Raw genomic sequence first — 14263 nt, 5'->3', positions numbered from 1 at the left:
CCTCCGTGACGCATCACGAGCACCCGCACGCCGCCACCCGCACCGCCGCCACCCGCACGCTCACAACCGCGCCCGCGCCACTCGCCCCCGCACCCTCCGCCTCCTCCCGCCCGGAGCCCCGCGCATGAGGGTCACCGACACGAGCGACCTGTGGTGGCGCACCGCCGTCTTCTACAACCTCGACGTGAAGACGTTCATGGACTGGGACGACGACGGCGTCGGCGACCTCGAGGGCCTCGTCCACCGGATCGACTACCTGGCCGAGCTCGGCGTCAGCTGCCTCTGGCTCGCGCCGTTCTACCGGTCCCCCGGCCGCGACAACGGCTACGACATCAGCGACTTCTACGGAGTGGACGAGCGCTTCGGGCACCACGGCGACGTCGTCGAGGTGATCCGGACCGCCCACGACCGCGGGATGCGCGTGATCGTCGACCTCGTCGTCAACCACACCTCGGACCAGCACCCCTGGTTCCAGGCCGCCCGTTCCTCCCCCGACAGCCCGTACCGCGACTACTACGTCTGGCGCGACGAGCCGCCCGCCGACCAGCCCGCGAACGTGTTCCCGGACGCGGAGGACGGCGTCTGGTTCCGCGACGAGGAGGCGGGCCAGTACTACCTGCACCACTTCTACCGGCACCAGCCCGACCTCAACACCGAGAACCCGGCCGTGCGCGACGAGATCGCGAAGCTCATCGGGTTCTGGCTGCAGCTGGGCGTCGACGGCTTCCGGGTCGACGCGGTGCCGTACCTGATCGAGCCCGGCGCCCGCGACGAGCACGAGTGGCTGCGCCTGCTGCGCCGCTTCGTCTCGCGGCGCTCCGGCGAGGCGATGCTGCTGGGCGAGGTCAACGTGACCCGCGAGGAGCAGCTCGGCTTCTTCGGCGGCGAGGACGCGGACGAGCTGTCGATGCAGTTCGACTTCATCGGCAACCAGCGCCTCTACCTCGCGCTGGCCCGGGAGGAGGCGGCGCCGCTCGTCGAGGCGCTCGCGAGCCGCCCCGAGATCTCCGTCGGCAGCCAGTGGGCGAACTTCGCGCGCAACCACGACGAGCTCACCCTCGACCAGCTGAGCGACGACGAGCGCGACGAGGTCTTCGCGGCGTTCGCTCCGGAGCAGTCGCAGCGGATCCACGGGCGCGGCATCGTCCGCCGCCTCCCGCCGATGGTCGACGGCGACCCGCGCCGCGTCCGCCTGGTCCACAGCCTGGTCTTCTCGCTGCCCGGGACCCCGGTGCTCTACTACGGCGAGGAGATCGGGATGGGCGAGAACGCCGACATCCCGGGCCGCAGCGCCGTGCGGACCCCGATGCAGTGGAGCAGCGCCGCCAACGGCGGGTTCTCGCGCGCCGACGCCTCCGACCTGATCGCCACCCCTCCCGGCGGCGGCTTCGGACCCGAGCACGTGAATGCGGCCGCGCAGCTCCAGGATCCGGACTCCCTCCTGGCCCACGTGAAGGGCCTCGCCTGGCTGTACCGGCGGTCGCCGGAGATCGGCTGGGGCGAGTACACGCACCTCCCCTGCGACGAGCCGAGCGTGCTCGCGCACCGGATGTCCGCGTCGACCGGCACGACCGTCGCGGTGCACAACCTGGCGTCGAACCCGCGCACGGCGCACCTGACGCTCCCCGACACCCCCGCCGGGGCGCGGCTGGTCGACTCCCTCGGCGGCGAGTCGCTCCCGCTCGGCGAGGACGGCGCCGTGTCGGCGCCCCTCGACGGCTACGGCGCGCGCTGGTTCCGCGTGGTCACGGAGGAGTCGCGCCGGCTGGTCTGAGCGGAGGGGCGGGGCTCTTCTCGACAGTCCAGGAGTCGTCGCAGTCGACCTCGAGTGCGACGGCTCCTGGACTCTCGAGGGAGGCGGGGCAGGAACGGAGGACGAAAGCACCCACCGCACGAAACGTTACGCACACCAGTCCACAGCATCGTTGACGCCGCTACTCTCCCCCGCCTACCGTGAAGCGCAACCTTTCGCCCCCGCCGCCGCACCAGGAGGATCCGCATGGCCTCCACTCCGCCGAGCCACCGCGTCCTCGCGAGCGGCAGCCGCATCCCCGCGATCGGCGCCGGGACGTTCGGCTCCGACCGCTACGACGCCGAGACCGTCGGCCTCGCGGTCGAGCACTCCCTCCGCGCCGGCTTCCGCCTCCTCGACTGCGCCACCGTCTACGGCAACGAGCCGCGCGTCGGCCGGGCGATCGCCGACTCCGGAGTCGACCGCGACGAGCTCTTCGTCATGTCGAAGATCTGGAACGACGCGCACGAGCCCGCGGCGGCCGTCGCCTCCGTCGAGCGCTCGCTCGCCGACCTCGGCCTCGACGTGCTCGACGCCGTCTTCGTGCACTGGCCCTTCCCGAACCACCACCCGCCGCACGCCGAGACCGACGCTCGCGATCCGCACGCCCGCCCGTACGTCCACGAGGCGTTCCTCGAGACCTGGCGCGCGCTCGAGAGCATGGTCGACCGGGGCCTCGTCCGGCACCTCGGCACCTCCAACGTCACGATCCCCAAGCTCGAGCGGATCCTCGCCGACGTCCGCATCGCCCCGCAGCTGAACGAGATGGAGCTGCACCCCTGCTTCCAGCAGCCGGAGCTCTTCCGCTTCTGCCTCGACCACCGCATCCAGCCGATCGGCTACTCGCCGCTGGGCTCGCCGTCGCGGCCGGAGCGCGACCGGGTGGAGGGCGACATCGTCGACATCGAGCACCCCGCGGTGCGGGCGGTCGCCGACGAGCGGGGCGTGCATCCGGCCGTCGTGTGCCTCGCCTGGGCGGTGAACCGCGGCCAGATCCCGATCCCGTTCGCGGTGAAGCCGGAGCAGATCGAGGCGAACCTGGCCGCCGCCTCCCTGGTGCTCACGGCCGAGGAGCAGGAGGCGCTGCGCGGCGCCGAGCGCAACAACCGGCTGATCAAGGGCCAGGTCTTCCTCTGGCCCGGCAGCTCCGGCTGGCTCGACCTGTGGGACGCCGACGGCACGATCCCGGGCTGGAGCGGCTACGGCTCTCCCCGCGCCACCCTGTGACGTGGCCACCTACAAGGACCTGCAGCGGCTGACCGGCCTCTCGCTCTCGACCATCTCGAAGCACTACAACGGGCTCCCCGTGCGCCCCGAGAACCGGGCGGCGATCGAGGCGGCGGCCGCCGAGGTCGGCTTCCGCGTCAACGGCTTCGCTCGAGGCCTGCGCTCGCGGCGCTCCCGCACGGTCGGGGTGCTGCTGCCCGCTCTCGACAACGAGTTCCACCTCTCGATCATCGCGGGCCTCGAGCGGGCCCTGCGCGAGGAGGGCATCGGCGTGCTGGTCGGCGTGAGCCGCTCCGAGCCGGGAGCCGCGGTCGACCTGCTGCTCGAGAAGATGGTCGACGGGATCGTGGCGGTGCCGTCCGCGGGCGACGTCGACGCGCTGCGCCGCGCCTCCGAGCAGGGCACCCCCGTGGTGGCCGTCGACTGGATCGACGACGCACTGGTCACCGATCGCGTCGCGCTCGACAACGCGGGCGCCGGCGCCTCCGCCGCCCGCCACCTCCTCGACCACGGCCACCGCTCGATCGCGGTGCTCGGCGGGGAGGACGGAGTGTCCTCCACCCGGGAGCGGACCGCCGGCTTCCTCGCCGCCCTGGCCGAGCGCGGCGTCCACCCCGCCGCCGACGCCGTGGTGCGCGGCCCGCTGACGGTCGAGAGCGGAGTCGCCGCCGTCGAGCGGATCCTCGCCCTGAGCCCCCGGCCGACCGCCCTGTTCGCGAGCAACCGCGAGCTGACGGTCGGCGCCCTGATCGCCCTCGGCGACTCCGGACTGCGCGTGCCGACGGACCTCTCCGTCGTCGGCTTCGACAACGTCGAGCTGGCCCGCGTGGTCCGCCCGCACCTGACCACGATCGCCCAGCCGACGGAGGCGATCGCCGCCGAGGCCGCCGCCCTCGTCCGCCTCCGCCTCGACTCCGGGGCGGAGCAGCCCGGCCCCCAGGAGCGGAGGCTCCCCGGCCGCCTGCTCGCCGGCTCGTCCGTCGCCCACCTCCACGACCTCTAGGAGCTCCTCTTGCTGACCACGACCCTCCTCCACCCCGAGATCCTGCACACGCTCGCCCGCGCGGGCCACGGCTCCCGCGTCCTCATCGCCGACGGCAACTACCCCGTCGGCACCACGCTCGGACCGAACTCCGCCCTGGTGCACCTGAACCTCCGGCCCGACATGCTGACCGTCGACGAGATCCTCGACGCCCTGCTCTCGGCGATCGTCGTCGAGGAGGCGACGGTCATGACCCCCGCGCCCGGCATCGACGTCCCCGCGCAGGACGCCTTCCGCCGGTCCCTCGACGGCGTCCCCTTCACCTCGCTCGAGCGGCACGCCTTCTACGCCGAGGCGCGCACCCCCGACGTCGCGCTCACCATCGCCTCGGGCGACCGCCGCATCTACGCGAACCTCATCCTCACGATCGGCGTGCGCCCGGCCGACGCGTCCTGAGCGGGCGGGCGGGGCGTCGTTCCGCCCGCCCCCGCTCCCTGAGAGTCCACGAGGCGTTCTCACGGCCGGCATCCCTACTCTGGTCGGCGTGGATCTCGACACCCTCCTCAACATCGGCCTCGTCGTGCTGTTCGTCCTCCTCGGAGGCGTCTTCGCGGGCACCGAGATGGCCATCGTCAGCCTCCGCGAGAGCCAGGTCCGCGCGATCGAGGCCGGCAGCGAGCGCGGCCGGCGCATCGCCGAGCTCGTCCGCAACCCCAACACGTTCCTCTCCGCGGTCCAGATCGGCGTCACGCTCGCCGGCTTCTTCTCCTCGGCGTACGGCGCCTCGACCATCGCGCCCGACCTCGTGCCGCCGCTGCAGTCGCTCGGCCTCTCGGCCTCCGCCGCCTCGACCGTCGCCCTGATCCTGATGACCCTCGTCATCGCGTACCTCTCCCTGGTGCTGGGCGAGCTGGTCCCCAAGCGCCTGGCGATGCAGAAGTCCGTCGCGTTCACCAAGGCCCTCGCTCCCCCGCTCAACGCCCTCGCGCGCCTGATGCGCCCCGTGATCTGGCTGCTGTCCGTCTCGACCGACGCCGTCGTCCGCCTCCTCGGCGCCGACCCGCGCGAGAAGGGCGAGAGCGTCTCGGCCGACGAGGTGCGCGACATGATCTCCAGCAACACCGAGATCCACGAGGACAGCCGCCGGCTGCTCACCGACATCTTCCGCGCGGACGACCGCCGCGTCGCCGAGGTGATGCGCCCGCGCCCGGACGTCGACTTCCTCCGCGGCGCGCTCAGCGTGGCCGTGGGCTACGCGGCGGTCCTCGACCAGCCGCACTCGCGCTACCCGGTGGTCGGCGACGACTTCGACGACGTCCTCGGCTTCGTCCACGTGCGCGACCTGATGTCCGCGTTCCCGGAGGCGGGTCGCGCCGGCACCGCGAGCAGCGTCGCCGACATCACCCGCCCGATCCTCGCGGTCCCCGGCACGACGAAGGTGCTCGCGGCCCTGCGCACCATGCGCCAGGACGGCCACCAGATCGCCGTCGTCATCGACGAGTACGGGGGAACCGACGGCATCATCACGCTGGAGGACCTGCTCGAGGAGCTCGTCGGCGAGATCTACGACGAGTACGACGGCGCCCGCCAGGCGGTCGACGCGAAGGCGGCCGAGCAGCTGCACGACGTCGACGGCGGGATGATCCTCGAGGACCTGGCGGAGCAGCTGGGCATCGAGCTGCCCGAGGGTCCGTACGAGACGGTCGGCGGATTCGTCCTCGACCGGATCGGCCGTGTGGCCGTGGTGGGCGACTCCGTCCTCGTCGGCGACCACCTGCTCCGCGTGGCCGAGACGGACCGCTACCGCATCTCGCGGCTGACCCTCGTGCCGCAGCCCGCGTCGGAGCCGAGCCCGCCGACGACGCCCGCCGTCTGACGGGCGACCGGCCGCCCTTAGGGCAGAGGGCCCTCCACCCAGCGCGTGGCGGCGCGGCCGCGGGCTCCGGGCTGCGCGATCCACAGTCCGCCGGCGTGCGGATGACGCGCCCGCTCGTCCGCCGAGAGGTCGCGTGATGCGGAGGTGACGACCGCGATGTCCAGGTCCTCGCCCGCGAAGGCGATGCTGGAGGAGTGCGGGGCGTCGATCCTGATGCCCTCGCCCTCGACCGGGCTGCCGTCGGCCTCGAACACCCGAACGCCGCTCCCGCCCCAGACCGCGACCCACACGCGGCCGTCGGCGTCCACGGTCAGTCCGTCGGCGAACACGCCCTCCTCGAGCTCGACGAACAGCTCGCGCGGGCCGTGCTCGGCGTCCGCGTAGGAGCGGCGGTGGATCACGCCCGACTCGGTGTCGGCCGAGTACAGCACAGAGCCGTCCGGCGAGAAGCCGAGTCCGTTCGAGAGCCGCAGGTCGTCGTCGAGCACGGTGACGGATCCGTCGTGCTCGATGCGCAGCAGGACGTCGTCGCCCGCCGACTCGCCGAGGGTCAGCGAGCCGACCAGGAGGCGCCCCTGCGGGTCGATCGTGCCGTCGTTGAAGCGGTGACCCTCCGGCAGCAGCTCGGAGCCGCGCGTGAGGGAGCCGTCGACCTCCAGGATCGCGAGCCGTCGGGTCAGCGCGACGAGCGTCCGCCCGTCGCCCAGGGGCAGCGCGGCGCCGACCTGCTCGCCGACGTCGGTGCGCGAGATCGCTCCGATCCCCTCCGCGGTGACGGGGGCGGACAGGACCGCGCCGGCCTCGATGTCGACCCAGGTGAGGCGGGCGGTGTCCGGATCCCAGACGGGCCCCTCGCTGAGGACGTAGGTGGGGGTGCCCGCGGGCGTCGCGTCGATCATACCTCCACGCTAGGCCGAGGAGGCGGGCGGTGTCAGGCCCCGCGGAACGGATCCGGGCTCGCGTCCACCGCGCCTCGCTCCGCCTCCGGGTGGGCACCGATGCCCGGGATACACCCGCTCGGCGGTCCGTGACAAGGGGTGAATAGCCCGGCGATATGGAGCCGCCCGCGGGTCTAGTGTCGTCTCGCCGCGCTCGGGACAGCGTTCCTCCGCAACGACGCCGGGGCGACAGGAAGGCGCTCGCCATGTCGACATCCACCAGTCCGCGCGGCCCGGTCCGGAGCCTCGTGCCCGCCCGCATCGACAGGCTCCCCTGGACCCGCTTCCACTGGTCGATCGTCGTCGGCCTCGGCTTCTCGTGGGTGCTGGACGGACTCGAGATCCAGATCGTCGCCTCCGCCGGCTTCGCGAAGGAGTTCGGGCTCTCGGCCTTCGAGGTCGGCCTGCTCGGCACGATCTACCTGTGCGGCCAGATCGCGGGCGCCCTGATCTTCGGGCGGCTGAGCGACAAGCTCGGGCGGCGCAAGCTGTTCATCCTGACGCTCGTCATCTACCTGGTCGCCAGCGGCCTGGCGGGGCTCGCGCCGAACTACGTCTTCCTCGCCGTGTTCCGCTTCTTCGCGGGCATGGGGATCGGCGGCGAGTACGCGGCGATCAACTCCGCGATCGACGAGCTCATCCCCTCCAAGTACCGCGGCCGCGTCGACATCGCGATCAACGGCACGTACTGGGGCGGCGCGGCTCTGGGTTCCGCGGCCAACCTGTTCTTCCTGAACGACGCGCTCTTCGCCGAGAACGTCGGCTGGCGCCTCGGCTTCTTCCTCGGCCCGATCCTCGGACTGGCGATCATCTACCTCCGCCGCCACATCCCTGAGAGCCCCCGCTGGCTGATGACGCACGGCCGCGAGGAGGAGGCGGAGCGCACCGTCGACGAGATCGAGCGCCGGGTGGAGGCCGAGGGCGGCGTGCTCGAGCCGGTCGACGACGCGAAGGCGATCACCGTGAAGGCGACGGAGAGCATCCCGTTCCGCACCATCGCCCGGGTGCTGCTGCGGCAGTACCCGAAGCGGACGCTGGTGGGCGCGACGATGATGATCACCCAGTCGTTCCTCTACAACGCGATCTTCTTCACCTACGCGCTGGTGCTCGAGAACTTCTACGGAGTCGAGCAGAGCGCGATCTCGTACTTCTTCTTCCCGTTCGCGATCGGCAACCTCGTCGGGCCGCTGGTGCTCGGCCACCTGTTCGACGTGTGGGGCCGGCGGAAGATGATCTTCCTCACCTACGGTGTCTCGGGAGCGGTCCTGGCCGTCTCGGCGGTCCTCTTCAGCATGGACGTCCTGACCGCGACCACGCAGACGATCCTCTGGTGCGTGTCGTTCTTCTTCGCCTCCGCCGGAGCCTCGAGCGCCTACCTCACCGTGAGCGAGATCTTCCCCCTCGAGCTGCGCAGCCAGGCGATCTCGTACTTCTTCACCCTCGGCCAGATCGCCGGGGCGGTCGCCCCCGCCCTCTACGGCGCCCTGATCGGCGACGGCAGCGACCGCGGTCCGCTGACGATCGGCTACTTCGTCGGCGCCGCCGTGATGATCCTCGGCGGCGTGATCGCCCTGATCTTCGGCGTGGACGCCGAGCGCCGCAGCCTCGAGAGCATCACCGAGCCCCTGTCGACCGTGAAGTCCTGAGGGCGGATCGCCGCGAGGCCGGGAGCCGTTCCGAGGCGTCTCGGAGCCGGCGTCTCGGGGCCGGCGTGGGCCGCCGTCAGTGGGCCGGGCGGTAGCCGGTCCGGTCGTCGGGGGTGATCGAGCGGAGGACGCGGGCGGGGACGCCGGCCGCGATGGTGAGCGGAGGGACGTCGCGGGTGACGACGCTGCCCGAGCCGATCACGGCCCCGTCGCCGATGGTGACGCCCTGGTTGATCGTGACGCCGCCGCCGATCCAGACGCCGTCGCCGACGACGACCGGCTTCGCGGTGCAGGCGCCGGCGGCGCGCTCGGCCGGGTCGAGGGCGTGGTTCGACGTGTAGATCGCGACGCGGGGGCCGAACAGCACGTCGTCGCCGATCGTGATGGGGGCGCCGTCGAGCAGGATGCAGTCGAAGTTCGCGTAGAAGCGGTCGCCGATCGTGATGTTGAACCCGAACTCGCAGCGGAACGTCGGCTCGAGGTGCGCGTCCGCGCCCACCGAGGCGACGAGCTCGCGGAGCAGAGCCTCCCGCTCGACCGGGGGACGCCCGAAGCTCGCGTTGTACGCGTTCGAGGCGAGGACCGCCCGCTCGCGCGCGGCGACCAGCTCGGGGGTCATGTCGTCGTACACGGCGCCGGTCAGGATGTGCGCGCGCTGGTCCTCGAGGGTCATCGTCGTCCGTTCGTCGGTGTCGGCGCCCCGACGGGTGCCCGCGCCCACGCTACGGGGCCGCCGCGCGCCGGGACGCCGCCTCCTCCGCCGACGCACCGCTCCTGCAGCGGTGTCTCGATGACGGAGCGGCGTCTCGGCGCCATCCCGCAGCAGGAGCGGCACCTCCGCGCCGCCACTCCCCCGCCGCGCAGCAGGCGTCAGCCCACGTGCACGCCCGGCCGGCGGTCCCGGCGGGACTCCGCGCGGCGGAGGACCTCGCGGGTGACGGGGGCGACCTCGCCGGTGCCGGTGATGAGGAAGCGGAACATGTTCGAGATGGGGCCGCCCTCGGTCCACTCGAAGTAGACGTCCGGGATCACGCCGGTGAGGTCGCGGATCTCGAGCAGCACCGTGGCGATGGTGTTCGGGATGTTGCCGCTGGTCACCGTCAGCACGCGGAAGCCGTGGCAGACGCGGCCCTGCACGACCAGGTCCTCCTCGAAGTCGGAGGAGTCGGTGGTGTGCACCTCGAGGAAGAGCACCGGGCCGCGCATCGGCAGGTTGCTGTCGCGCTGCTCCTCCGCCAGCTTGTCCCGGTACTCCGCCTCGGAACCGTCGTCGGGCTCGTTCGCGAGGATGCGGATCACGCCGTAGTCGTCGGCGTCCGTGGTGAGGAAGTCGATCGCGGCGGCGTCGAACACCACGGAGGTGGCGCGCAGCTGGAACGAGCGGTGCACCCGCGAGACGAGCGAGACCGCGAGGATGCCGACGATGAAGACCGCCGCGATCCGCACGCCGTCGGGCCTCTCGACCACGTTCACGACCGTCGTGTAGACGAAGACCAGCGCGATGACCGCGAAGCCCACGGCGCGCTTGCGCTGCTTCCTGCGCTTCGCCGAGAGGAACACGGCGACGGACGCGGAGGTGATCAGCACCAGCACGCCGGTCGCGTAGGCCCCGCCCTGCGCGTCGACGTCGGCGCGGAAGAGGATCGTGATGACGAAGGCGACGACGGTGAAGACCAGCACGAGCGGACGGACGGCGCCGGCCCACTGCGGAGCCATGCCGTAGCGGGGCAGGTAGCGCGGGACGATGTTGAGCAGGCCGGCCAGCGCGGAGGCGCCCGCGAACCAGAGGATGCAGATCGTCGCGACGTCGTAGACCGTGCCGAAGCCCTCGCCGAGGTACTCGTGCGCGAGGTAGGCCAGCGCGCGGCCGTTGGCCTCGCCGCCCGGCTGGAACTGCGCCTGCGGGATGAGCAGCGTGGTGACGAAGCTCGAGGTGATGAGGAACGCCGACATCGTGACGGCGGCGGTGATGAGCAGCCGCTTCGCCCCGCGGATGCGGCCGACGGGGGCGTCCTCGGTGTCGCCCGCGTCGCCGCGGATCTGCGGCATGACCGCGACCCCGGTCTCGAAGCCGGAGAGCCCGAGCGCGAGCTTGGGGAACACGATGAGCGCGATGCCGACCATGATCAGCGGATTCCCGTGCTGGGTCGTGAGCGCCGACCACCAGTCGCCGATGACGACGGGGTTCTCGGCCACGTGCCCGATCGCCACGGCGATCACGATCGCGTTGAGCAGGAGGAACACGGCCACGAGCACGACCGCGATCGAGATGGCCTCGCGGAACCCGCGCAGGAACACGATCCCCAGCAGGGCGATCAGCCCCAGCGTGAGCGGCACCTCCGCCCCGTGGAACCAGGCGGGGGCGAACGGGTTCTCGACCGCGTGCGCCGTCGCGTCGGCCGCCGAGAGGGTGATCGTGATCATGAAGTCGGTGGCCGCGAACCCCAGCAGCACGAGCACGAAGAGCTTGCCGCCCCACCAGGGAAGCAGGCGCTCGAGCATCGCGATCGACCCCTCGCCGCGGAAGCTCTCGCGGGCCACGCGGCGGTAGACGGGGAGCGCGCCGAGGAGGGTCAGCGCCACCAGGACGATCGTCGCGAGCGGAGAGACGAGGCCCGCGGCGAGCGCCGCGATGGCCGGCTGGTAGCCGAGGGTCGAGAAGTAGTCGACGCCGGTGAGGCACATGACGCGCCACCACGAGTGCGTCTTGCCGGTGGCCGCGTGGGGGCCGGGGTGCGCTCCGGAGTCGTCGCGGAGGCCCTCGAGGAGCCACGCCTTCACCCCGCCCGCGCGCGCGGAGGAGAGGGGGGAAGGTTCGAGGGCGTCGGGGTCGCCACGGACGACGGAAGAGGTCACTGGATGTTTCTACTCGCCGTGAGGAGCGCGCCCGCCCGGAATGAGCGGATCCTCACGCTTTCCTCACGGGTAATCGGCTGGGGAGGGACGTCGACGCGCGATCCCGCGTCGTGAGGGGGTCGTGAGGGCATCGTGAGCGGCGCGCGAGCGGACCGTGCGGATCGGCCCGGAACGCGTCCGCGTTCCGTCAGGATCCCCTCCCACCCGCCGTCGCGGGGCGACGATGGCGCTCGTGCACCTTCTCCTCCGCCTCTTCGACGCCGGCCCCCGCTGGGGCCGCCACACCGTCGGCGCGAGCCGGTACGGCGTCGTCCGGAGCGAGCTCGTCGTCTTCGCGCCCGGCACCTCCGTCGAGGAGCGGAGGCGCCTCCGCCTGCACGCGGCCGGTCCGCAGCTGGTCGTGGCCGTGACGGCCGCCGGCGCCGTCGGGACGCTCGCGCTCGACCGGCTGCCGCTCCTCCTGCTGGCCGCGCTCGCCCTGCCGACCGCGTCGCTCCTGCTCTTCTCGGCCCGCTCGACCCGCCGCCTCCGCCGGGCCTGCGCCCGCCGGCTCGTGATCGCGGACGTCGACTCCCCCGCCGTCGCCGAGGAGGCGGCGATCGCGGCCGCGCTGCGGCGGGCCGACAGGCTGCTCGACGCCGGCGTCCTCACTCCGCTCGAGCACGAGGAGGTGTGGGCCTGCGCCCACGACCGGGTCGCGGGCCGCGTGGCTGACCGCCGCTCCCAGCCCCGGGCGGGAGGATCGGGGACGTCCGCCACCGATGGGAGCACCTCATGACCACACCGCGCCGCGCACTGATCCTCGTCGACGTGCAGCAGGAGTACTTCAGCGGTCCGCTCGAGATCCAGTACCCGCCGCACGCGCAGTCGCTGCCGAGGATCGCCGCCGCCCTCGACTCCGCCGCCGCGGCGGGCCTCCCGATCGCCGTCGTCCAGCACAGCGCGGGCGAGGGAGCGCCGATCTTCGACCCGTCGGGTCCGTCCTTCGCGCTGCACCCGGAGATCGAGAAGCGCCGCTCGGATTCGTGGAAGAACGTCACGAAGCAGTTCGGCACGGTCTTCGCGGGGACCGACCTGCTCGACTGGCTCCGCGAGCACGACGTCGACACGATCACCCTCGTCGGCTACATGACCAACAACTGCATCCTCGCCTCGGCCGCCGAGGCCGAGACGCACGGGCTCCGCGCCGAGGTCCTCTCGGACGCGACGGGCGCGATCGCGATCGCGAACGACGCCGGCTCGATCGACGCGCACTCCCTGCACACCACGCTGATGGCGCTGCTCAACTCGAACTTCGCCGCCGTCGCCCCGACCACGGTCTGGATCTCGGCGCTGAAGGGCGAGTACACCCTCCCCATGAGCAGCCTGCCCGAGTCGGCGACGGCGGGCGCCGCTCGCTGACGGGCACTCCTCCGGACGGATCGGCCGGCTCTACTCTCGGTGCATGGCCCTTCTGCACCGTGCGACGATCACCCCCGGGAAGCTCGAGATCGTGGAGGCATGGGCGCCGACGCAGCCCTGGTGCGAGGGCGGCGGATTCACGCAGCTCGGCGCCTACCGGTTCGACGACCCCGATGGCGAGGTGGGAGTGGAGACGCTGATCGTCCAGTCGACCGGGCAGCCGCCGCTCCAGGTGCCGCTGACCTACCGCGGCTCGCCTCTCGCCGGCGGTGACGCGCATCTCCTCGCGACCGTCGAGCACACCGTCCTCGGTCGTCGCTGGGTCTACGACGGTGCCGGCGACCCCGTCGCGATCGCCGCCTTCGCCACGGCGATCCGCACCGGCGCCCGGGAGGTCGAGCAGCATTTCGAGGAGGACGGGCAGCGCATCGTCCGCCCGCCGACCGCGACGGTGCAGGGCAGCGGATCAGGCGCCGGAGCGTCCGGGCCGCCGTCGACGGTGCTCGTCCGCAGCGACGCACGGACCACCACGACCTCGGCCGACGGTCTGACTCTCGTCCTCGCGCGGGTCCTCGCGCCGCCGTTCCTCGAGGGCGAGGAGCGGCTGACCGGCAGGTGGAGCGAGGCGCTCCCCGTCACCCTCGCCGTCCTGGCCTGAACCGGCTCCGGTGGTCCGCCGCCCTCCGTCGCCCGGGTCGTGGGCGACGGACGGCGGCGCGCTCCGGGAGGACCTGCTCAGTGGCCGCGCAGTGCCGCGACGGTCCGAGTGGGACTAGTCGTTCAGGTGCGCGATGGCGTAGTCGGCCTCGTCGCTCGTGAACTGCTCCCCGTACTCGCTGGTCAGCTGGTCGCGGATGGCCTCAGGCGCCATCGCCATCTGGGCCTGGTAGTCCTTGGCCTTCGCCAGCGCGTTGGCGTTCCAGTCGGCGGAGACGGTGTCCACCGCGTACTGCGCGGCCTCGGGCGAGAACTGCTCCCCGTACTCGGAGGTGAGCTGGCCGTACAGGCCCGCCTTGCTCATGTGGAGCATCTCGGAGTAGCTCTGCGCCTTGATGAGTGCCGAGGCGAACTCGGGCGAGACCTGCGCAGCAGCCGCCGTCTCGACAGGCGCCGGGGCAGGGGCGACCGTCTCGACGGGTGCGGGCTCCGCCGTCTCGACGGGTGCGGGCTCCGCCGTCTCGACGACCTCCGCCTCCTCCGTGGCCGGCACGACGGGAGCGGTCGTGGGCTCGGACGACTCGACGATCACGGCCGCCGGGCGGTCGCTCGAGGCGGAGTTCACGGCGGCTCCGAAGCCGATCGTCGTCAGGAGCGAGGCGAGGACGGCCAGACCGCCGAGGACGACGCCGGTGATCGACATCGCCTTCGACTGACCGCGGCGGAGGGCGAGGATGCCCAGGACGACGGCGGCGATCCCGACGAGTGCTCCGAAGACCGGCACGAGGCCGACGAGGAACGCGACGATGCCGACGACGAGTGCGGCGATGGCGAGGCCGGCCGGGCCGGTCGCGCGGGGGCGGGGATCCTGACGGAACGCGGACGCGT

Annotated in this window: 13 protein-coding genes; 9 read left to right on the top strand and 4 right to left on the bottom strand. The window is 72.4% G+C overall.

What is annotated here, in order from left to right; all coding sequences use genetic code 11:
- The first annotated feature begins 124 nt into the window (after nucleotides 1–124).
- The 5 genes from C5C69_RS16130 (at nucleotide 125) to C5C69_RS16110 (ending at nucleotide 5877) form a co-directional block, all read left to right on the top strand.
- Nucleotides 125–1774, top strand: coding sequence for an alpha-amylase family protein (locus tag C5C69_RS16130; protein WP_104258292.1), 1650 nt, complete (start codon nucleotides 125–127; stop codon nucleotides 1772–1774).
- A 225-nt stretch (nucleotides 1775–1999) separates the two neighbouring features.
- Nucleotides 2000–3019: an aldo/keto reductase gene (locus tag C5C69_RS16125; protein WP_104258291.1), complete on the top strand. Its 1020-nt coding sequence runs from the start codon at nucleotides 2000–2002 to the stop codon at nucleotides 3017–3019.
- Nucleotide 3020: 1 nt separating this feature from the next.
- The gene (locus C5C69_RS16120; RefSeq protein WP_104258290.1) at nucleotides 3021–4022 is read left to right on the top strand and encodes a LacI family DNA-binding transcriptional regulator; all 1002 of its coding nucleotides are present in this window, start codon (nucleotides 3021–3023) and stop codon (nucleotides 4020–4022) included.
- 9 nt (nucleotides 4023–4031) lie between these two features.
- Nucleotides 4032–4457 (top strand): RbsD/FucU family protein, encoded by a 426-nt coding sequence (locus tag C5C69_RS16115; protein WP_104258289.1) that lies wholly within the window; start codon nucleotides 4032–4034, stop codon nucleotides 4455–4457.
- Between the two features lie 88 nt (nucleotides 4458–4545).
- Nucleotides 4546–5877, top strand: coding sequence for a hemolysin family protein (locus C5C69_RS16110; protein WP_104258288.1), 1332 nt, complete (start codon nucleotides 4546–4548; stop codon nucleotides 5875–5877).
- Nucleotides 5878–5894: 17 nt separating this feature from the next.
- Here C5C69_RS16110 and C5C69_RS16105 read toward each other — a convergent pair whose 3' ends face one another.
- Nucleotides 5895–6776 (bottom strand): SMP-30/gluconolactonase/LRE family protein, encoded by an 882-nt coding sequence (locus C5C69_RS16105; protein ID WP_104258287.1) that lies wholly within the window; start codon nucleotides 6774–6776, stop codon nucleotides 5895–5897.
- Between the two features lie 245 nt (nucleotides 6777–7021).
- Between C5C69_RS16105 and C5C69_RS16100 the strand changes: the two genes are divergently transcribed.
- On the top strand, nucleotides 7022–8461 hold the full coding sequence (locus C5C69_RS16100; RefSeq protein ID WP_104225083.1) for an MFS transporter: 1440 nt from the start codon (nucleotides 7022–7024) through the stop codon (nucleotides 8459–8461).
- Between the two features lie 76 nt (nucleotides 8462–8537).
- Here the strand turns inward: C5C69_RS16100 and C5C69_RS16095 are convergent, their stop codons facing one another.
- The gene (locus C5C69_RS16095; protein ID WP_104258293.1) at nucleotides 8538–9134 is read right to left on the bottom strand and encodes a sugar O-acetyltransferase; all 597 of its coding nucleotides are present in this window, start codon (nucleotides 9132–9134) and stop codon (nucleotides 8538–8540) included.
- 197 nt (nucleotides 9135–9331) lie between these two features.
- Nucleotides 9332–11317, bottom strand: a complete 1986-nt coding sequence (locus C5C69_RS16090) for an amino acid permease (protein WP_374953581.1) — start codon at nucleotides 11315–11317, stop codon at nucleotides 9332–9334.
- A 232-nt stretch (nucleotides 11318–11549) separates the two neighbouring features.
- On the opposite strand from C5C69_RS16090, the gene C5C69_RS16085 reads away from it, so the two are divergent.
- From C5C69_RS16085 to C5C69_RS16075, 3 genes are read left to right on the top strand one after another with little or no spacing between them, the layout of a single operon-like run.
- Nucleotides 11550–12095, top strand: a complete 546-nt coding sequence (locus tag C5C69_RS16085) for a DUF6611 family protein (RefSeq protein ID WP_146083642.1) — start codon at nucleotides 11550–11552, stop codon at nucleotides 12093–12095.
- On the top strand, nucleotides 12092–12718 hold the full coding sequence (locus C5C69_RS16080) for an isochorismatase family protein (protein ID WP_104233860.1): 627 nt from the start codon (nucleotides 12092–12094) through the stop codon (nucleotides 12716–12718). The genes C5C69_RS16085 and C5C69_RS16080 overlap by 4 nt, the downstream gene beginning before the upstream one ends.
- Nucleotides 12719–12761: 43 nt before the next feature.
- A complete protein-coding gene (locus C5C69_RS16075) occupies nucleotides 12762–13376 on the top strand; it encodes a hypothetical protein (RefSeq protein ID WP_104227321.1) in 615 nt (204 codons plus the stop codon).
- 114 nt (nucleotides 13377–13490) lie between these two features.
- Here C5C69_RS16075 and C5C69_RS16070 read toward each other — a convergent pair.
- A partial coding sequence (locus C5C69_RS16070) for an Ltp family lipoprotein (protein ID WP_308558165.1) occupies nucleotides 13491–14263 on the bottom strand: 773 nt, incomplete at its 5' end.

It is taken from the genome of Rathayibacter sp. AY1C7, from assembly GCF_002931865.1.
Lineage (GTDB): Bacteria > Actinomycetota > Actinomycetes > Actinomycetales > Microbacteriaceae > Rathayibacter.
This window is presented reverse-complemented; position numbering and strand designations above follow the sequence as displayed.